13 protein-coding genes are annotated in these 21,060 nt (G+C 42.9%); 4 read left to right on the forward strand and 9 right to left on the reverse strand.

Annotated features, from left to right (window positions below):
• Positions 1-13 precede the first annotated feature (13 nt).
• Complete coding sequence (locus PODO_RS25475) at positions 14-898, forward strand: carbohydrate ABC transporter permease (protein ID WP_036685426.1); 885 nt, start codon at positions 14-16, stop codon at positions 896-898.
• Positions 899-963: 65 nt separating this feature from the next.
• Here PODO_RS25475 and PODO_RS25480 read toward each other — a convergent pair whose 3' ends face one another.
• From PODO_RS25480 to PODO_RS25515, 8 genes are all read right to left on the reverse strand, one after another.
• The gene (locus PODO_RS25480) at positions 964-3,210 is read right to left on the reverse strand and encodes a helix-turn-helix domain-containing protein (RefSeq protein WP_038573249.1); all 2,247 of its coding nucleotides are present in this window, start codon (positions 3,208-3,210) and stop codon (positions 964-966) included.
• 198 nt (positions 3,211-3,408) lie between these two features.
• Positions 3,409-6,078, reverse strand: coding sequence for a copper amine oxidase N-terminal domain-containing protein (locus PODO_RS25485; protein WP_052097323.1), 2,670 nt, complete (start codon positions 6,076-6,078; stop codon positions 3,409-3,411).
• 177 nt (positions 6,079-6,255) lie between these two features.
• On the reverse strand, positions 6,256-8,328 hold the full coding sequence (locus PODO_RS25490) for a peptidoglycan D,D-transpeptidase FtsI family protein (protein WP_052097325.1): 2,073 nt from the start codon (positions 8,326-8,328) through the stop codon (positions 6,256-6,258).
• Between the two features lie 542 nt (positions 8,329-8,870).
• Complete coding sequence (locus PODO_RS25495) at positions 8,871-10,928, reverse strand: iron ABC transporter permease (RefSeq protein WP_038573251.1); 2,058 nt, start codon at positions 10,926-10,928, stop codon at positions 8,871-8,873.
• Between the two features lie 8 nt (positions 10,929-10,936).
• The gene (locus PODO_RS25500; protein ID WP_038573253.1) at positions 10,937-11,959 is read right to left on the reverse strand and encodes an ABC transporter substrate-binding protein; all 1,023 of its coding nucleotides are present in this window, start codon (positions 11,957-11,959) and stop codon (positions 10,937-10,939) included.
• A gap of 149 nt (positions 11,960-12,108) precedes the next feature.
• A complete protein-coding gene (gene licT, locus PODO_RS25505) occupies positions 12,109-12,948 on the reverse strand; it encodes a BglG family transcription antiterminator LicT (protein ID WP_036685434.1) in 840 nt (279 codons plus the stop codon).
• Between the two features lie 129 nt (positions 12,949-13,077).
• Positions 13,078-14,922, reverse strand: a complete 1,845-nt coding sequence (locus tag PODO_RS25510; RefSeq protein ID WP_038573255.1) for a beta-glucoside-specific PTS transporter subunit IIABC — start codon at positions 14,920-14,922, stop codon at positions 13,078-13,080.
• Positions 14,923-15,204: 282 nt separating this feature from the next.
• Positions 15,205-16,617 carry a glycoside hydrolase family 1 protein gene (locus PODO_RS25515; RefSeq protein WP_038573257.1) on the reverse strand — a complete coding sequence of 471 codons (1,413 nt, stop codon included), beginning with the start codon at positions 16,615-16,617 and terminating at the stop codon, positions 15,205-15,207.
• Positions 16,618-16,729: 112 nt separating this feature from the next.
• Here PODO_RS25515 and PODO_RS25520 point away from each other — a divergent pair, with 112 nt between their 5' ends.
• On the forward strand, positions 16,730-17,698 hold the full coding sequence (locus PODO_RS25520) for a LacI family DNA-binding transcriptional regulator (RefSeq protein ID WP_036685445.1): 969 nt from the start codon (positions 16,730-16,732) through the stop codon (positions 17,696-17,698).
• 87 nt (positions 17,699-17,785) lie between these two features.
• The gene (locus tag PODO_RS25525) at positions 17,786-18,379 is read left to right on the forward strand and encodes a YdeI/OmpD-associated family protein (RefSeq protein WP_038573259.1); all 594 of its coding nucleotides are present in this window, start codon (positions 17,786-17,788) and stop codon (positions 18,377-18,379) included.
• A gap of 20 nt (positions 18,380-18,399) precedes the next feature.
• Here PODO_RS25525 and PODO_RS25530 read toward each other — a convergent pair whose 3' ends face one another.
• Positions 18,400-19,314, reverse strand: a complete 915-nt coding sequence (locus tag PODO_RS25530) for a LysR family transcriptional regulator (protein ID WP_218918662.1) — start codon at positions 19,312-19,314, stop codon at positions 18,400-18,402.
• Positions 19,315-19,446: 132 nt separating this feature from the next.
• Here PODO_RS25530 and PODO_RS25535 point away from each other — a divergent pair, with 132 nt between their 5' ends.
• The gene (locus PODO_RS25535) at positions 19,447-21,060 is read left to right on the forward strand and encodes a carboxylesterase family protein (RefSeq protein ID WP_052097327.1); all 1,614 of its coding nucleotides are present in this window, start codon (positions 19,447-19,449) and stop codon (positions 21,058-21,060) included.

Below are 21,060 nucleotides of genomic sequence, written 5' to 3' on the forward strand. Positions count from 1 at the left end.
GGAGGATATCTGCATGTCGCAATCATCTTTTAAAAAAGAAACTATGGGTAGCCGGCTGTTTACTATTGTAAATACCACACTGCTTACACTCATTGCCCTAGCCTGTCTTTTACCCTTTGTCAATGTGTTTGCCAGTTCCTTTGCTTCAACACAGGAGGTAGTAGAAAAAAGCTTCATCCTGTTCCCGACGACATTCTCTTTGGATGCTTACCGTTATATACTGTCAACGCCTACTATCTTTAAAGGGCTTGGCGTATCCATCGGTGTAACCTTAGTGGGTACAGTTGTTAGTATGGTTCTTACCTCTTTAATGGCTTATGGATTATCTAGAAAATATCTGTACGGAAGAGATTTTATCAATTTCGTAATCGTGTTCTCCATGCTCTTCAGCGGAGGGATGATCCCTACTTTCCTAGTAGTTAAATATTTCGGGTTAATCGATTCCTACTGGTCCATGATCATGCCTGTTGCGATCAATGCTTTTAACCTGATCATTATGCGCAACTTCTTCCAGGCGCTGCCGGAAGGGCTAGAGGAATCAGCCAAGATTGACGGCTCTAATGATTTTGGTGTATTTTTCAAAATCATGCTTCCGCTGGCGATGCCATCTATCGCGACCCTCTCCTTGTTCTACGGGGTAGCTTACTGGAATACTTATATGAGTGCAGTTTTATATATGACGGACTCCACAAAGTGGCCTATACAAGTCCTGCTGCGCCAAATTGTTATCGTCGCCAGCGGGATGCAGGGAGATAATGCTTCTGTTGATATTATCCCACCTGCTCAAACCATCAAGATGGCGGTTATCGTAGTCGCAACCGTTCCAATGCTGCTCGCCTATCCTTTCGTACAAAAACACTTCACCAAAGGAGCCCTGCTGGGTTCTGTAAAAGGCTAAAACATTGCAGCTATACAAAACAGCCAGCCCCGGTCTCCCGGGGCTGGCTGTTTGTGTTCAGCGCCTTACTTCTCCTGTTTCTGGGTTCGGTATGCACCTGGTGTTACATGTTCTTTTTTACGGAAGGATCGAATAAAGTTCTGCGGATTATGGTACTGCAGCCTTTCAGCAATTTCTTTAATGGTCATATCCGTTTCTACAAGCCACTTCTTAGCCATTTCCAGGCGATAGTTCATTAGATATTCGCTAAACGTCATCCCGTACTCTTTTTTGAAAATACTGCTTAAATAGTTCGGACTGTAATGAAGGCGATCACCGATTAATTCTAACGTTAAGTCCTGATCAAATTCTGAGCGGACAATCACCGCAATTTTATCAGATAAAAGGCGGAACTGACGGTCTGTCTTCTCCTTAACGCTGGTCACCATCGGATGAATAACTTCTTTGACCAAAATGCGTTCGATCTCTTCCGGATTACGGATGTCTAACAATCGGTGGTACAACGTAGAATTGTCCTCTGTCAGCAGAACCTCTACACCCAGCAGCTGCTCCAGCTGAATCAGATTGTTGACGAAACGTATTAATGTGACTTCGAAATTCAAAGGATTCTTACTGTGCTTCATCATTTCCCCGAGTAATGGATACAGAGAACAGGAGACTTGTTCTTCATCTCCAATCCGAATCGCGTCAAATAACTGGGACTCAAACTCAGACGGATAATGCAGTAGAACTGGACCCGAGATTACCTTCGATATATCCTCATAGAAAATGATGGACTCTTTGCCCAGATTTAAACGATGGTGCAGCGCCTGCTTACTCATCTCACAAGCTTCCTTACTAAATAATAAATTATCGTAAAAATTGCTTATTCCAACACTAACGGATAGTTTCAGGATTTCTCTAGCTGTTCGAATAATTGTCTTCGCATAGTCCAGTGCTATTCTCCGGTTCTCCTGTTCATTCGCTCCCTCAAAAATCAGGATGGTCGCTTGTGTACGGTCATTTAATAGGATAGGAATCATCCGCTTCTCCTGCGGAATCAGCTCTTCCACCAGTTTGTTGACCGCCACAAGCAGAAGGTCCTTGTCGCTAGCCTGCCGTTCCCCATAGTTATCCAGCTGTATCAGCAGCGTTGCATACACCGAATTCTGTGACAGCTCATAACCGAAACGAGGCAAACCTTGATTCAGCTCTTCTTGAGATATCCGGCTACGAAATAGATTTAGAATAAACTGAGTTTCCAACTTAGGCATCTCAGACTCAATAAGACCCTCTAGGCTTTCTTTCTCCGATAAGATGGTATCAATCGAATTAATAATCCAGTCTACCTCATTCTTGGGCTCTAGCTCTGCATTGGCAGGTAATAATCGGCGCTGAATCTGCCGGAATGGCTTGGTGAAATACAAAGAGATAACGTAAGCGACTACCGCAATCAACAATGTAATAAGCAGTACCATCATCACAATCCCGAATCGAGTTGTCTTTAGTGCATCTGAAATTTCTGATTTATCCAAAAGAGTTACGTAAATCCAATTATTATAAGAAGATTTAGCATAAATAGCTTTTATCGATTGGTGATCAGCCCGCTCCATGGCAATCGTCCCCAATTGCCCCCCGCCTCCGGCAACATTAGTAATATGGCTAAGCTGATTACTAGTCAGCAGGGACTTCCCGGTTTCCGACTCATATAAAAGCTCACCCTCCCGGTTAAGAATAAACACCGGTGTGTTTCCTTCGGTCTGAAGGGTGCTCTGCAAGGTCTGAAGTGATATATCAGATAAGGCAATCGCCTGTTTGGTCTGTGAGAATACCGGCAGGGTATTTACAAAGCGGATGCCTTTATCCGTCTTAACCCAAAATAAACCCCGGCTACGGTTATTGATATAGCTCTCATAAAGTGTCCTGCTCTCTTCTTCCGTTAAATGTGAAAGCTTCCCATTAGAAATCTGCCATTTCTGCTCCAAACTGATTAGAGAATAATTAACAAAATCCATCCCCATACTGGCAATGTAGTTAAGCTGGGAATTAATCTCGCGATACTCCTCAAAATCCTGCTCCGTGATCGGATTCTGCACAACCTCTCTGAAGGAACTGGTGGTACTGTAAGTATTAAAAGCGTATTCGATGGTCTGAATTTTCTGTTCCAGAGTGTTTTTAATTTGGGTAATTAAACTCTGTTTATCATCCGCTACTCTCTCATTTACCGAATTAATCGTTGTCAGATAAATATAGCCACCGAAGCTAATAACCAGGCCAATCCCCAGCACTAGAATAGGAACAAAAATCTTGTAGAATATCCTGCCTTTTTTCATGATAGACTCCTTAAGCATGTAATTATTTTCAATTATAGCGCTTCCAATAGGTTAAACCAAATGTTTTAAATGTGTATAATCGCAACCCTATTTTTATTAAAAATAGAAAACAAAAAAACAAGGCAAAAAACGCTTCATCAAGCCCAGTGCTCAATGAAGGTTTTTTGCCTTATATTATAATGCCTTTATTCCCTATCCTTATATTTCAATCTCTTCCGTTGAATCCGAAAGACCACCACTCTGCACGCCATTGTTATTGGCTACCGCAAGAACATATACTTTATATTTAACACCCTTAACAATTAATGCACCATTAACATCTCTTCTCGAGGCTACAATTGTAGGATTCGTTCCGTTAGGCGTTATCGACGTATAATACGAGGATTTCACCTCAATTGCTTCCGCTGATCCAAAACCTTGTTTGGACGGAACCACCAGGATTCGATATTCCGAAATGTTAGACTCGTTAGAGGAACGGTTGAAACTTACTAGTATTTTACCCTCATCCACACTGTACGTTACATTAGTGACAGAGGTTACCGGCAGCTTAGTGGATAAAGTGATGGCATTCGACTCTGAGGACAACACATTAGTGCCTGAGTACTTGCCGCTGCCAATCGTTAACACATACACTCTGTAACTGATTCCACTCTTTATTAAATTTCCGTTTACGTCTCTGGCTGAAGAATCCAAGACTTGACTGGTGTTATTTCCTGAAGTGCCTACCGCAGTGTAATTGGAGCTCGAAACAGCATTCGCCTGGGTTAAACTAAAGCTGCTGTAATAGGAAGTAGGAACAATCAGGATTCGATACTGGCTGATGTACGTTTCATCCGTGGCATGGTTAAAGGATACTTTTAAATCCCGGCCGTCTTCGTAATCATTAACGTCCCTTACATCCAAGCTCGAAATAGGAGTCAATCTGTAATCTACATTCAACGTAATTAACTGTGAACCAGAAGAAAGAATATTGCTGCCCGAGTAATTCCCGCTTCCGACCGTTAACACGTACACTCTGTAATTGATTCCACTCTTTATCAGGTTACCGCGCACGTCCCTTGATGACGAGGTTAACACTTGATTGGTGCTGGATCCTGTTGTGCTCACTGCTGTGTAGTTGGAACTGTACACATTATTGGCGTCAGATAAACTGAAGCTGTTGTAATAGGAAGTAGGTACAACCAGGATTCGATACTGGCTAATATACGTTTCATTCGTAGCGTGGTCAAAGGATACTCTTAAATCCCGGCCATCATCATAGTCATTTACGTCGCTTACATCCAAATTGTAGACAGCACTCACATTGTAGTCCACAGCCAACGTAATTAATGTTGAATCCGTTGAGAGAATGTTGGTGCCCAAATTCTTCCCGCTTCCAATCGTTAACACATACACTCTGTAAGGTGTTCCATTCTTAATCAAATTACCACGCACGTCTCTTGCAGATGAGGCTAACACTTGACTGGTGCTAGATCCTGTTGTGCTCACCGTTGTGTAGTAAGAGCTGGAGACATTATTCGCCTCAGATAAACTAAAGTTGTTGGAATAAGCTGTAGGCACAACTAGAATCCGGTACTGGCTGATATACGTTTCATCTGTAGCGTGGTTAAAGGATACTTTTAAATCCCGGCCATCTCCAAAGTCACTAACGTCGCTTACACTTAAATTAGAAACATTGACCGAGGACAGCGTAATCGCAGATGAAGCAGCAGACAATAAATTATTGGCTGTATTACTGCCACTATCTACCCCCATAACAAACACACGGTAACCAACTCCCGTCTTAATGAGGGCACCATCCACATCCCTCGCTCCAGACGATAAGATCTGGGTAATATTGGAGCCTGTTTTGTTGACCTGTGTGTAATTTGAACTGCTAACAGCATTTGCTGCCGCCAAATTAAAAGAAGAATAATTAGTAGCTTTGACTACAAATATCCGGTAAGAACTCACCTTGGATTCATCCGATACCTTATTAAAACTTACGGCTAAATCGCGGCCATCACTATAATCGCTCACATCACTTACTTGTACATTACTTGGGGCAACGACTACGGTATTAGTATTAAGCGATATAGTCGCAGAACTATACGAAAGAGCGCTGGTATTATTGCCTTTGCCCACTGCAAAAACATAAGCTACATAGGTCTGATTACCTTTAATGAGGTCACCATCAACATCCCTTGAATTTGCGGTCATTCTAATCGTAGGATTAGTGCCTCTAGCTAAAACAGTAGAATAATTGGCGGATGTAACCTTTTGTGCAGATGAGATATTAAAAGTGCTCCAAGCCTTTACAATCATTACCCGGTAATGATCCACAAGAGCTTCATTAGAAGATTGGGTGAAGCTGACCTGAAGATCACGGCCGTCACCGTTATCACTTACATCCTTCAACTGTACATTCGATGCCGGATTTACAGTTCCAGTTTTACTGCCGGAAGTCGTTATGGTCACTACTTTGGTGCTTGGGTTCCAACCCACATCATGACCCAGTGCCTCACTGACAAACCGTGTAGGAACCATCGTTCTCCCTTTCAAATTCTGACCAGGCACATCTAGAGTTACAGCTTTATTGTTAATCGTGGCTGTCTTTGAGCCAATCTTTAACATAATCGTTGTATCATCTTTAGTTGCTGTTACAGTTTGTGTTTTCTGATTCCACTTGATAGAGGCATTAAAGGCTTCAAAAATTGCCCGTAAGGGTACCATTGTCCGTCCATTCACCATCACCGGTGCTTGATCTGTGGACAATCGAACCCCGTCAATAAAAATACTGATGGGCGCAGTAGCAGCTTTCACTGAAGATTGAAACATCATCGGCAAAACTAATAAGCCCACTAAAATAGAAATCCATAACTTCTTCACAGATTCACCCTCCTGGAATGACGAATACATTTTTTTCCTACCCCTTTGACGCTCATACTAGGATAAAAGTTTCACGCTTTATGGTTACAATATTTTAATCTAGAACCCGTTCCTTTCATCCGCCACAAACCGCTCTGTAAAAAGAAAAAGAAAGCGCAGATCGCGCTCTCCTTTGTGTTATTCGCTGATACTTTTATCCACATTTTTCTTCGGAATTCCATCCAATCCGTACTCCCAATCATAAGCATCAAAAATTTTTCTCGCTACAGGTGCTGCACTACTAGATCCAAATCCGCCTTCAGGAATAACTACAGCTACAGCAAGTTTTGGATTTTCACGTGGTGCAAAAGCTATAAACACTCCGTTATCACGGTTTATGTTTTTACTATCCGTCTGTTGTGAAGTCCCTGTTTTACGTGCAAAATCATAGGGGAAATCACCGAAGGCACTTTTAACGTCACTGTTCATCCCTTTCTTTATCTCCCGCCAATAGGATTTATCGAAAGTAGTCACTTCATCAAGCACTTCTCGTTTGAATTCTTTGATAACTTTACCTTTGGAGTCCGTGATCTTGCTTACTAGCTGTGGCTTGATTCGTTGCCCTTCATTGGCTAGTGTAGCCGCATATTGCGCCAACTGTAGAACGGTATAACGTCCCTGCTGCCCAAAAGAAGCATAAACAAGTGCCGACTGAACTGAACCCGCTTTAGCTTCAGCTTTATAATTCAAATCACCCAAGTATTCCCTTGGTAAACCTATCCCTGTTGGAACACCCAGACCGAATTCTTTCATATATGTGTCCCATACCCCAATGCCCTTAGACTTGTATTTTTCGTACAATTTTTTCCCGATCATATCAACCATATATACGTTTGAAGATTTTTCAATGGCTGTATAAGGGTACAAAGAGCCGTATACATGATTGGATGAGTTCCTTACATTAGTCTCATGTCCTTCTCTACCAAATGAGGTGATCCCCTTATCTTGATAAGTAGAAGAAGTACTTATAAAGCCCTCTTTTAAGCCAATTAACACACTCAATGGTTTTATGGTCGAACCGAGCAGCACGGTAGATTCAAAATTATGCCCTGATCTTCCCGATGAGTATGGAGTTATCGTTCCATTTTGGTAATGCTTTTCAATTTTTTTATACACCTCTGGAGAGATCGAACCCGTAGCCCAGTTGTTGGTATCATAGTCAGGTATGCTTGCCATAGCAATAACATTACCTGTATCCACTTCCATGGCTACAGCGTAACCTGTTAAAGCATCAGGATGTGTTTCTCCCTGAACGGTGTGTGAATGCAACCACTGAATCTGATCTTTAATGGCTTCTTCGGTCTTTAGCTGAATTTTTTTATTAAGGGTAGTCCAGATAGTGCTTCCTTTGACCGGGGGTTCAATACTGACAATTTTTTCTGCCATATTCTGCGGATCTACGGAAACTTCCTTATAACCATTCTGTCCCCGAAGCTCCTTCTGGTATTGCAGCTCCAAGCCATCAAAGCCTACTAGCTCATCCTCTTTATAGTTAAGTCCAGGGTTCTGGTTATTTTTCATCGCCTGAAGTACATCCTTATAAAGATCTAAACTAGTAGAGGATTTGAAAAATTTCACGTAGCCAACAGCTTGTACAGCCACCGTATCGGTATCATAATGTCTGCTGCTTTCCTCTATCACTTCAAGGTTTGGATATTCGTTTTTGTGTTCTAAAAAATAAGCGATTTCTTTCTTAGTTAAACCTGATTTAATTCTTCGCGCTACATAACCAGAGAGTTTTTTTGAATATAAATCCATAGACTCAAGGATCTCTTCTGTGGTTAGTTTTTTCTCATTAGGATCACCATAAGTTTCGAAGGCTTCTGCTAACTTGCTGGCGAGTGCCTTTGATTTATTATTTGCCTCAGCAGTTAAGGTAACTTTTTTCGTAGTTTTATCTGTTTTTGTTGCGGTATATTCCTTATCCAAAGTAAGGTACAAAGATTGAACGGGCGTTGAGTATGCCAATTTCTCACCATCAGCGGCGAGGATATTCCCTCTCAATGCCGATAATGCCACTATTTTCGTATCCCGGTTAGCCTCAGCTTCAGATAACGTAGGTCCTTCGACAAATTGCAAGACCGCAAGGCGTAGGATAATTACACAAAAAATAATAAAAGTGCTAAAGAAAAAAATATTGATTCTTAATTCGCCAGAGTTGTTAATAGTTTTGCTTCCGTCTTGTACACTTTTTCTGTCGAAAAGCCTCACATAATCCCACTCCTTATTTCCAAAATTCTACAGCATAAGATTAAAGTATAAACTAGCAAACGAAAATATACAAAATTAAGAATAATAGTTAAATAATTGTTCACAAATCGATAATATCCAATTAAAAAAGCAGCTTTCCCCAGTATGGGAGAATCGCTGCTTTTTGTTTATGGGCGTTGGTGGCCTGCATCAATAAATTGTCATCATTCGCCGAGGCTTAAGGACTCAGATGACGTTATATGCGGATTTTTAGCCTTTGGAGCTTGGTTTCGGACTCCAGTGACGTTACTCCTTAGGAAGAGGGGAAAATTAAGCACTTTTCATGCCAATTGCGACTATGCGGTCCGTTGTCACTTCAAATGCGAGATAAAGCTGCGTTTAAGGTCAGCTGTGTCCGATAGCTGTAGCGTAAGCGAAAATCTTAATCGAATGAAACGAAGTTTGAGGTGTTCTAGATGGAGTAAGCTCAAATTAATCAGGGGGTGCCCCAGCAGCTATTTTTACAGCTGATGGGACCCCCCCTGATTTTTCCATAGCAAAATCTAAACTTTTCTAACCTGTGACCGGTACATTAAAAACAAGAAATACGGAGCCCCAATCAGCATAATAATAAGGCCTGAAGGGATTTCTTTCGGCGCCATTATGGTTCTTCCGAGCGTATCGGCAATAACGAGCATCAAGCCGCCAAGTAATCCTGACAAAACAATGGATCGTCTCGTATGATGACCAATCATCATCCGCACCGCATGCGGCGCCATGAGTCCAAGGAACCCTATTGTTCCTACACTTGCAACGGCTCCCGCTGCAAGCAAAACACCGATAATCATAGCCCAAAGCCGCGTTCCTCGAACCGGCAAGCCCAATCCTGTTGAACTCTCGTCGCCAAATGCCAACAAATCGCATTTCCGTCCCAAATAGTATGCAATCGGTACAAGTACAAGCAGGAATACAAATAGGATGTAAAATTGATTCCAGCTTCGTCCATAAGTCGAACCAGTTAACCAAATTAAGGAGCTACTGCTCCATAAACTTCCTTTGACGATCATAACCTGGATTCCCGCAGAGGCAATAGCCGAGACTGCGATTCCAAGCAAGATCAGAACCGATGGATTCAAGGACCTGCGCCAGGCCATAAAAAAGACAAAAGCAGCAGCCAGTGCCCCACCCACGATTGCGGCAAGCGGAACTGCAAATACCGTCAATGCTGGCCAGACGGTCATTACGGCCAAAGCACCAAAGCCAGCCCCTGAGGTCACACCAATAATAGAAGCATCTGCCAGTGGATTTCGAACAGCACTCTGAATCAATACACCACTGATTGCAAGTGCGATCCCTCCTGCAGCCGCTACGAGTGTACGGGGAAGCCGTAAATTCAGCAGAACGGAATAGGATTGATCCCCCCTATGGAACAGACTGCTTAGCAATTCACTGATCGGTATTTTTGTTCCCCCAAACGATAAGCTTACGAGGATAATAACAATGAGCAGCACGGTCATAACTATAGCCGTCGGCACAAAGCGCAGACGCAGCCCCGCTCCACCGATGCTCATCGATGATTGGCCAGAGCCTGAGCCCGATATATTTTTCATCTTGGTGAGTACTAGCCAAATGAGCCACGGGGCTCCAATAATCGCCATAACTGCACCAACAGGCATTTCACCCACACTGCTTCGCACTACACGCGCAAGCGTATCCGCTGCCGTGATGAGCAGTGCTCCCCACAATGCGCTTGCAGGAATGAGCAGGCGATGTTTGCGGATCCCGCTAAGCCGGACAAGATGGGGAGCCACTAAGCCGACGAAGCCAATCGGTCCAACCACGCTGACTACAACCGCAGCCATTAATACCGATAGGCCAAGACCCGTCGCCCGAATTAACCCTACTCGCTGTCCAAGTGAACGGGCAGTTGACTCATCGAGCTCCAGCGCATCAAATTGTCTGCCGGCAAATATCGCTGCCAATAGCAGCACTACGACAAAAGGCCAGGCATATATAACACCGTCCCAATCCAACTGGATTAGGGAACCAGAACCCCATAAAAACAGATTTTGTGTTTCAGTTCTTTTAAAAATATGTATGGCCGATGTAAACGCTCCGAGCACCATGGAGACGATCATACCTGATAAAGCCAGCCGAACAGGTGTGGCTGCCTTGCCTCCACTCAGTAAATAAGCGGCTAAAGCAGCAAGCAGTCCCCCTGCAACTGCCAGCAAAAATGGAAATTCATGCTGCAAAGCAGGAAAAGCTACCATACCAAGAACGACCATAAAGTATGCCCCGGCATTAATCCCAAGTGTATCTGAGGAAGCAAGCGGGTTTTTCGTTATAGTTTGCAATAATGCGCCAGCCACAGCCAGAGCAGCCCCGGCCAGCAGACCAATAACTGTACGTGGCATGCGGATACCCCAGAGCAGATTATGTTCCATTATATCTTGGCGATTCAGCAAGCCATCTATTACAGTAACTGCAGGGATCTTTGCTTCCCCAAAGCCTAAACTTAAAACGAACAGAATGAAGAGGACGGCAAAGCCGCCCCCAAATATTCCAATGATCCGCCAGTTCATTCCGATAGAGGCTTCTTTGCTACTCTTTTCGTTCATAACCGCACTCATTTCGTTAATGTATTTACAACTTCATCCACGATAACTTTGGAGGAGATCGGACCGCCGAACACCCAAGTAGTACTGCTCAATCCGAAGGTGCGATTCTCTTTTACAAAGTTAAGGCCATTCCAAACGGAATTATCCTTCAGTTCTTTCGTGAAAATATTATCATCCTCTTGGACGATGTAGATCAGATTTGTATCCTGAACCGCAGGTAATGCTTCAACTGTAGAGGTGCTGAATCCGTAAACCTCGAAATTTTCGGGTTTCCAGTCGTTTTTCAGACCGATCCGATCCAAAGTTTGTACCGCAAGTGAATTATCTGTAAAAAGACGCATCGTTGCTGCATTCTGGTAGCTGTATGCTTGTGTCAGTACATAGTTCAAGCCTTCCTTACCTGCATCAGCCAGCTTTGCTTTTGCGTCTGTATAATGTGCATCCAAATCAGCAAGAACCTTATCGGCTTCTGCAGTTTTGCCTACTGCCGCTGCAATCGTTTTGAAAGTATCTTCCATCAGCGTGTACTGATTGCCTTCTCCTTCATTCGGATACAAGCCGAAAATCAGTGTTGGAGCGATACTTTTAAGTTGATCATAAATTCCTTCGTGCCCACCCGTATTGGCAATAATCAGATCAGGCTTTAATGAAGCAATCGTCTCCAGATCTGGCTCGTCACGGGAACCAACATCAGTCACATTTGCATCAAGCGGTGCTTCAGAAGTCACATACAGCTTATAGTTTTCGTTATCTGCATTACCTACTGGCTGCACTCCCAGTGCAATAACATCCTCCGTAAAGGTCCATTCCAATACCACAACTCTTTGCGCAGGTTTGTCCAGCGTAATCTCACCTTTAGAATCCTTTAATACAATAGGACCGCTTGTAGATTCACTGCCCGCGTTTTCAGCAGCTGGTTTATCAGTTGCTCCCGCGTTCGATGTTGAATTGTTCTTTTGGTTAGTACCACAACCTGATACGACCAATATAATAGCAATAACCATAAATAAACTAATTAACCTTTTGTGCATTTGCTTTATCCCCCTGGATTCAACGTTCGAAGTTGATTCCATGATAACTGTTATCAATCTATTGATAATGATTATCACAGAAAACATATTAGTAATCTTATACGCGATTCTCCCGAAAGTCAAAGTTAAAATTTAATGCTTAACCGTCCCTACTCCATGATCTGGTTTGTAATTCTTTCAATGTGTATGGTCAGATACAGCATTTCATCATTTGTTAACTCACGATTGTATGTTTTATCAATATAGATTTTAATTTTCTCAACGCTTGCGAAAGCTTCCTTATACTGCTGCTTTACCAAAATAAATAAGCCATTCTCATTATCAGGAGGTGGAGTACCGTTGATGAGACGTTGTGCAAAAAATTTCAAATGAGTGATAAAACGGTAATAAGCAAGGGACTCCTCATCGTACTCTAGCCTGAAATGGCGCTTCACGATATTTAGGATGTCGTTCATGATCTTGGTGATATTCACCATGTTAGGCATCTCTTCATTTAGTTCAGCATTCACCAGATGGAGAGCAATATGTCCAGCCTCATCTTCGGGAAGTCTGACTCCGAGCTTGGAATGTATAATTTGAAGCGCAGCTTTCCCAACCTCATATTCTTCTTTATAGAATCTTTTGATTTCCCAAAGCATGGCGTTTTTAATCTTCATCCCTTTTGAGAATCTCTCCAGCGCAAAACTGATATGATCTGTCAGACTAACATAAATACTGTCATCCAGCATTTTACCGAGCTGCAGTTTGGCGAAGTTGATAATCTCTTCTGAGAGCTCCATGTGCTCGATTGGAATCTCAGAAAGCAGCGTTTTTAGCTTATCTGAAAGTTTTTGATTGCTTAAAGTGAATATCTTTTCAATTTTATCTTCTTCTAAAAAGTCTCCACGTTTTTTCTTAAAGGCCAGTCCTCTTCCCATGACTACTAGTTCAAAATTTTGGTCATCTATGACAGTAACAACATTGTTGTTTAACACTTTTTCGATCCGCATATTACAGCTCCTTACCTTTTCATTTTACAAAGCTAGCTCTTTTTTATAGTATTCTATAATAAAAAATCGATCTCTAAGTAGCAGTACTAAGAGATCGATTCCATTCATACCTTATGACTCTTCAATAGATCACACTACAACAGTCAGCAGATCTTCACCCGGTGTAATAGCTGTTTTATTGGTACCAATCACATCACTATAATTAGCCGTATTGGTAATAATTATCGGCGTTGTGCATTGATAACCTTCATTTTTTATTTGTTCAAAATCAAATTCAATCAATAGGTCACCCTGTGTAACTGTTGCTCCTTCTTGCACCTTCACATCAAAGTATTTACCTTTTAGCTTCACGGTTTCTATACCGATATGAATCAGGACCTCAACACCCTTATCCGATACTACCGCAATACAATGACCTGTTCTGAAAATAGTGGATACAACTCCACTTACCGGTGAATAAAGCTTGCCTTCTGTGGGTTCAATTGCAATCCCCTTGCCCATTGCTTCAGAAGCAAAGGCAGCATCATCTACTGAGGTTAAAGGGATTACATTACCAGCCAGAGGGCTTACAACGGTTGAACTTTTCACGGCGTGAGAAAGGATAACCTCGCTTTTTTCAGTATTCGTTTTTTCTTCTACAATATTCACTTTCTTTTTATCTTCATAACCAAATACCATGGTAATTACCATAGCCAATACAATGGTCACACCTGCTATAATCGCTTGAACGGCCAGCGGAGAGAATGCGGGAAGACTTAATACGCTCACAAATGCGAATACTTCCATCTTCACTTTGAAAAGACCACTAAGTGCTCCACCTACACCGCCCGCAATAGTTACATAAATGAAAGTCCGTTTGTAACGAGTCAGCAATCCGTAAATAATAGGTTCTGTCACACCTGAAAGCGCGCCTGGTATAAATGTACTGCCGGCCAATGTTTTCAACTGTTTGTCTTTTGTTTTCAGGAAGATCCCCAACGCTACACCCAGCTGAGCGAAGATGGCCATGCCGGCCATTGCATATATCGGATCTCCACCCTTAGCAATGTTCTCAAGAATAATTGGCACAAGTCCCCAGTGCAATCCGAGGACAGTCAAATATGTCCAAGCTATTCCCACAATTGCCCCTGTAACAATACCGCTTTTCGTACTGAGGAACAAAATAGCGTCTCCAATTAAATTCCCTACATTCACGCCAAACGGTCCGAACGCTAAAATAGTTAACGGTACAATCACAATCAAACATATCATAGGGACTAAGAACATCTGCAAATCCTTGTGTATAAACTTTCTTAGCTGCTTATCCAATAAAGCGTATATACAGATGGCGATAAAAATCGGAAACACGCTTGATGAATAGTCCGAAATTACTAAAGGAATACCTAAAAAATGTGGAGATTCAACACTTGCTAATCCCGTAATATTAGGCTCAAGTAAGGCCGCGCCGATACTACCACCCACATAAGCATTCACGCCCAGCCTAATCGATAACGTAATCCCTAAGAAAATGGGTAGAAAATAAAACACGGCATTACTAGCGCCCGCTAATACTTTATAAGTTTCGCTATCCGCACTTAGAACATGTAACGAAGCCAGTACAGTTAATAGCGCTTTCAACATACCCGCACCTGCTAAAGCACCAATCAGAGGCGAGAAGCTTCTGGAAATAACATCAAAAATCAGAGTCCCTATGGGTTTCTTTACCTTGTTCTCGCCAGAGTCACTGTTAGGGGATATGGATTTGGCAATTTCTTTATACACATCAGCAACATGGGTACCCACTATAACTTGAAACTGTCCCCCTTTGCTAACTACCCCAATAATCCCTTTCATTTTCTCCAAATTTTCTTTATCAGCTTTTTGCTCATCATTAAGTGTGAATCTTAGTCGCGTGGCACAATGAATCACATTGTTAATATTCTTCTCCCCACCGACAGATTGGATAATGTCTTTACTTAGCTGTTCATAACTCATTTTTATACACCCCTTTGTAACAGATCAATTAATCACGGATATCAGGGAACACAAAAAAACCTAAATCACATCTATGTACGAGAGAGATTATCCCCGTAAACATAAATGAAACTTAGGTTTTGCCTGCTATGCAGTAGCAATCCTGATATCCGATTAATTTATTATTTACAAATTAACATGTTCAATTAATGATGTCAACAATAAACCAGGGTCTGTATAATATTGGATAACAAAAAAAGCCCTGATAGATCAAGAATATCTTGATTACCAGGACTCTTTTTATTAGAACAGGCTTTGTCCATTCGATTCGATTACTTCTTTGTACCAGTGGAAGGACTTCTTACGGTATCTCTCCAGTGTACCTGAACCATCATCATGACGATCTACATAAATGAAGCCATAACGTTTCTTCAGCTCGGCGCTTGTTGCGCTAACCAAGTCGATGCAGCCCCAGCTCGTATACCCCATAACTTCCACGCCATCGGCAATAGCTTCTGCTACTTGAACCAAATGATCTCGCAAATAATTGATCCGGTAATCGTCGTTTACTATCTTCTCACCGTTCCCGTCTACAACCAGCTGATCGACGGCGCCAAGGCCATTTTCCACGATAAATAGCGGTTTTTGGTATCGGTCATAGAACATATTCATCACATAACGCAAGCCCTGCGGATCGATCTGCCAACCCCATTCGCTCGCTTCCAGATATGGATTCGCTACCCCGCCCAGCAGATTTCCTTCTCCTCTGATCTGTTTCTCCGGATCGGCCGTTTCACATGTGCTCATATAGTAACTGAAAGATATGAAATCCACGGTATGCTTCAGAATTTCTTCGTCCCCTGGCTCAAAATGAATGTGGATTCCATTTTCCTTAAAGAACCGTTTCATATATCCTGGATAGTAACCTCTGCTATGAACATCCGCGAAAAACATATTTTTGTGATCGCTTTGCATCGCCTTGATCAAATCGTCCGGATGCGGAGTGAGCGGATAAATTGGCATGCTCAGCACCATACAGCCTATTTTGAAATCAGGATTGATCTCATGACCGATCTTCACCGCCAAAGCACTTGCAATGAACTCATGGTGAATGGCCTGATACAGATCCTGCTTACTCAATTTCTCCAATGGAGTATTGATTCCGCCACTCATAAATGGGAACTCTAGGATAGAATTGATCTCGTTGAAGGTCAGCCAGTATTTAACCTTATTCTTGTAACGATTAAAGATCGTTCTCACATATCGCTCGTAAAAATCCACCATCTTACGGTTAACCCATCCATCATACTCTCGTGCCAAATGCAGCGGGGTCTCATAATGGGAGATAGTAACTAGCGGCTCAATGCCGTATTTATGACACTCATCAAATAGATCATCGTAGAACTGCAAGCCTTGTTCATTCGGCTCCGGCTCGTCCCCTTTCGGAAAAATCCGTGACCAGGCAATAGACGTCCGGAATACTTTAAAGCCCATTTCCGCAAACAGCTTAATATCTTCTTTATATCGGTGATAGAAGTCGATGCCAATCAACTTCATGTTATCGTCGGTAGGAACTTCTGTAGGCGCAGACTTAATGCCATGTGGCATGACATCTTGGGTAGACCAGCCTTTGCCATCATCCTGATATGCCCCTTCAAGCTGGTTAGCGGCTACAGCCCCACCCCATAGGAATCCTTCTGGAAATTGTAAGTTCATATTTCTTCCCGCCTTTGCTATTGTGATAGTATAGGTTTACTGCTCTAATCCGAATCCTAAACCTTGGAACGCGTTACATGTCAAGGATTAATCTTGCAAAGGAGATAAGCCGATGTCCACACTTGACGAAATTGCTAAGCTGTCAGGCTTTTCCAAAGCTACGGTATCCCGAGTCCTGAACGATTCTCCCCATGTCAGCAAGGAAACTAGGGAGAAAATTCTCGCCATTATGAAAGAGACGGACTATGTTCCCAATCGGAATGCCATATCTTTATCCAAAGGCCAAACCCAGCAAATCGGCATGATTACCTTAGACCTAAACGAGCTTATTTTGTGCTTCATGAACAGCTTCGTCGAAATCTCCGGCCGTTACGGGTATCAGACGATTATTTATACCACCGGCGGAGATAAGCAAAAGGAACTTCAGGCTTTCGAGGATCTCAAACAGAAAAGAGTCGACGCCCTGCTTATTCTGACCGCTGTTAACGATAAAAATGTCATAACTTCCTACTGCAAATACGGCCCGATTGTGTCCTGGCAACGCATGGACCATCCTGAAATACCGTCAGTTGCCATGAACCAATATGACGGATATGCACTCGCTCTAGAACATTTGATAGAGCGGGGTTATACGCGTATCGCTAATGCTTTTGGCCGCCCAAGCAGCATAAATACCCAGAGTAGACGACTAGCTTATGAGCAAATCATGGCCAAATATAATCTTCCCATCGTTGAGAAATGGTATTACTCCACGATTTATGGAATCCCTGACGGAGAGCAATTGGTGCGAACCCTAATAGGACAACCAGATCAGCCGGATGCCATTCTGTGCTCCAATGATTTGGTGGCGGTGGGCGTTCTGAGCGAAGCACGTAGACAGCAGCTGGATGTGCCCCGTGATCTAGCCATCATTGGTTTTGATAATTCGGAGCTGTCGCAGACGCTCGGAATTACCACTGTTCGGAATCCGATTGCGGGACAGGCGGAGAACGCCTTTCTTCTGCTGGCTCCAACCCTGCTTGGACTGGATATGGAGCTGCAGCCCCTATCGTTCCAACTGATCGAACGGGAGACAACATAGGTTGCCCATTCCCAGAAGATTACGACTGTACATTCCATAAAAAAAGTAAAATTGTATTGAAAATTATGATGAAGATGGGTGTTTTTTATGACAAATAATAAATTGAATCCTAGGGTTGATAAATTCTTAAGTAAAGCGAAACAATGGAGGGAAGAATATGAGCAGTTGAGAACGATCGTGCTTGATTGCGGGCTGACCGAAGATTATAAGTGGATGCATCCATGTTACACATTTGATGATAAAAACATAGTGTTAATTCATGGATTTAAAGAATATTGCGCACTTCTCTTTCATAAAGGTGCCTTGTTACAGGATACCAATGGGATTCTAATTCAACAAACAGAAAATGTGCAGGCAGCGCGCCAAATTCGGTTTACGAATGTGCAACAAATCGTTGAAATGGAAGCTGTTCTGAAAGCCTACATTCAAAATGCCATAGAAGTTGAAAAAGCGGGTTTGGAAGTCGAATTTAAAAAGAAAGAGGATTACCTCATTCCTGAAGAGCTTCAGACTAAATTCGCTGAACTTCCTGGCTTGAAAACTGCTTTTGAAGCCCTAACGCCTGGACGGCAAAACGCATATATTTATCATTTTTCTCAAGCCAAACAATCCAAAACCCGCGTATCACGAATTGAAAAATTCATCCCGCAAATCCTTGAGGGTAAGGGATTAAATGATTAGCGTTGCTGACAATGAGTCAATTAAGCCTTAGGGTTTATTGGCTCTTTTTTTATTTTGTCTTCTTTTAACTGCTTGTAATAATCCTCAACAAAGGCCTTGAACTTTTTAGCGACATTAGTCATGTATCGGTTGGTATACCATGAGATTTCAATGGTGCGGGTACTTATGGGTTCTTCAATGGGAAGAAGTACCACTGAGGATCCTTGAGAACCACCCCAAGTTACAGCGGGGATAAAAGAAACCCCTAGTCCCGAACGGACTAGACTGCGTACCATCGAAGGCTCATCGCATTCATAAATGATACGCGGAGCAAATCCGGCGGCGTAACATAGAGAATCCGTCGTTTCGCGCAGCTGCTTGCCTATTTTCAAACTAATAAAGCCGTCTTCCGCGAGTTCATTCAGATGTACACTTTTTCGGGTTGCGAGCCTGTGCTCATTAGGAACCGCCAGCATGATTTCTTCCGTTAATACCGGTGTGGACGCTGTTCCTGGAATCTTGAGCGGAGTAGAAGAAATACACAAATCAAAAGCCGGATACCGTGAGATCTCCTGATCCTGCTGCAATAGCTTAAATTGAGCTTCCGGGTACTTCTGGCGAAATAATGTGATCATATCCGGAAGCAAATAGGAACCCGCCTGGATAAAAATCACCACAGTTCCTGTCGGTCTCTCAGACAAGTCCAATAGCTCTGTTTTCCCCTCCTCTAACGTTTGTAGGGCTGAATCAACTTTCACAAGAAACCGCTTCCCATATTCATTTAATCGAATGTATTTTCCTGTGCGATCAAACAATTTGACATTTAATTCGCCCTCAAGATTTTTGATCATTTTACTTATAGCCGGCTGTGAGATTTGGAGTATTTCGGCTGCCCGGGTCATATTCTCAAGCTTTGCAACCGTTTGAAAGTATCGAAGCGAAAGTAAATCCAACAAAACCACCCTCTTCTATAACCTTAGAGTTATATATTTCATATAAAATAATATATTTTTCATCATCATAGCAGAACACTATAATAAAGAGAATTATAAATACACAAGAATCTGCAGGAGAAAGGGGAATTATAAATGAGCACACGAGAACCAATGAAAGAAACCATTACAATCTCCAGCGGTCAGCTTAAGGGCATACGTCTGCCAGAACTTGGGGCGATCGCATGGTTAGGAATTCCTTATGCGGAACCCCCTATAGATAAGCTCAGATGGAAGGCACCACGTGAGATAGAACCTTGGACAGGTGTATTGCCTGCAAGCCATTTTAATAATAGCAGTGTCCAATTCATTCAAGGGGACCCTGGCGGCAGTGAAGATTGCCTCTTTTTGAATATTTGGCGACCGGATCATGCCGAGGCAGGCTTACCCGTATTCGTCTTCCTCCACGGCGGCGGAAATATTGGGGGTTCGGGACGGGATTTTCAAGGTGGAGAATTGGCGTGTAAGACAAATAGTATAGTGGTTACAGTGAACTACCGTTTAGGAGCAATGGGATTTTTCCGGCATCCCTCACTCCGAACGGGGGACCCCTTGGATGACTCGGGAAATTACGGTCTCCTCGATATTCTTCATGCGCTAAAATGGCTGCACAAAAACATTGTTTGCTTTGGGGGGAATCCAGGAAATATAACATTAGGGGGCCAGTCTGCAGGTGCAAGAAATGCATTAGCTGCTTACCTTTCCCCGCTAGGCAGAGGGCTCTTCCATAAGCTTTTTATTATGAGTGGAGGTTTAACGACGGCTGCTACGAAGCAAAGCGAAGAAAAAGCAGACGACATTTTAACGGAGTTATTAATAAAAACAGGAATAGCCAGCACTCAAGATGAGGCGCGAGTATGGATTTCCACACAATCTGCGGATAAGATTTCCGACTTCCTATATCGTCAGAATGCCTTTCACTTTGTCGAAATCATTCGGGAGACTGGGCTTCAGATGGCTGCTTTTCCTCATTTGATCGAAGACGGCACGGTCATTCCTATTGGTGGCTTCGACAATCTAAATAACCGCGAGCACCCTTGCCTGCCGATCATCCTAGGCAGCACTGCCAGCGAATTCTCCGAGTTCACTTTATGGGATACTCATTTCTTCTCCCTAGTGCAAAATGAAGAGTTAGCCGGAAATGTGGAAGAAAAGAAGCTATATGAAGCATCAGTCCAATATGGGAGCGATCTGTATGCAGAATTTAATGTAGAGCAGACTACAGAGATATTTTTAACCACAATTCCAGAGATGCCGATTTATGCTTACCAGTTCGCCTGGGGGTTAAGAGACGGAGTGATCGATCCTTACATCCGTTTTCTTATTGGTGCCCCGCATGGTGCAGACATCCCCTTCTATACAGGTGACTTTTCCGGTGTCCAGGAAAGATTCCCTGCGGGAGTAATTTCCGAGCATAACGAGCCTGGGCGTAACATGCTCTCTTCCCTGATGAGGGACTATTTACGGCATTTCTTATATACCGGTAATCCTAATGCTGAGGGACAACCTGCTTGGCAACGATGCACCACCCATCCCCGGTCTGCCGAAATTCTCAGGTTAGATGCTAACCAACATCAGGCTATTGTTCAATCCGTCTGCAAACTTGTAAAAAATGATATCCTGTCCCAAATGGACAATGATCCCCGTTTAGCAGCAGAACAGCGCAATTGGCTAAAAAACAATTTATTTGCGGGACGTTTTTTCTGGTAA

The sequence above is a fragment of the Paenibacillus odorifer genome, assembly GCF_000758725.1.
Classification (GTDB): domain Bacteria; phylum Bacillota; class Bacilli; order Paenibacillales; family Paenibacillaceae; genus Paenibacillus_AQ; species Paenibacillus_AQ odorifer.

Excerpts from the sequence above, each read along its gene's own strand:
- licT (WP_036685434.1), bottom strand. The coding sequence starts at position 12,948 with ATGCGGATCGAAAAAGTGTTAAACAACAATGTTGTTACTGTCATAGAT.
- PODO_RS25525 (WP_038573259.1), top strand. The coding sequence starts at position 17,786 with ATGACAAATAATAAATTGAATCCTAGGGTTGATAAATTCTTAAGTAAA.
- PODO_RS25520 (WP_036685445.1), top strand. The coding sequence starts at position 16,730 with ATGTCCACACTTGACGAAATTGCTAAGCTGTCAGGCTTTTCCAAAGCT.
- PODO_RS25515 (WP_038573257.1), bottom strand. The coding sequence starts at position 16,617 with ATGAACTTACAATTTCCAGAAGGATTCCTATGGGGTGGGGCTGTAGCC.
- PODO_RS25500 (WP_038573253.1), bottom strand. The coding sequence starts at position 11,959 with ATGCACAAAAGGTTAATTAGTTTATTTATGGTTATTGCTATTATATTG.
- PODO_RS25495 (WP_038573251.1), bottom strand. The coding sequence starts at position 10,928 with ATGAACGAAAAGAGTAGCAAAGAAGCCTCTATCGGAATGAACTGGCGG.
- PODO_RS25480 (WP_038573249.1), bottom strand. The coding sequence starts at position 3,210 with ATGAAAAAAGGCAGGATATTCTACAAGATTTTTGTTCCTATTCTAGTG.
- PODO_RS25510 (WP_038573255.1), bottom strand. The coding sequence starts at position 14,922 with ATGAGTTATGAACAGCTAAGTAAAGACATTATCCAATCTGTCGGTGGG.
- PODO_RS25475 (WP_036685426.1), top strand. The coding sequence starts at position 14 with ATGTCGCAATCATCTTTTAAAAAAGAAACTATGGGTAGCCGGCTGTTT.
- PODO_RS25535 (WP_052097327.1), top strand. The coding sequence starts at position 19,447 with ATGAGCACACGAGAACCAATGAAAGAAACCATTACAATCTCCAGCGGT.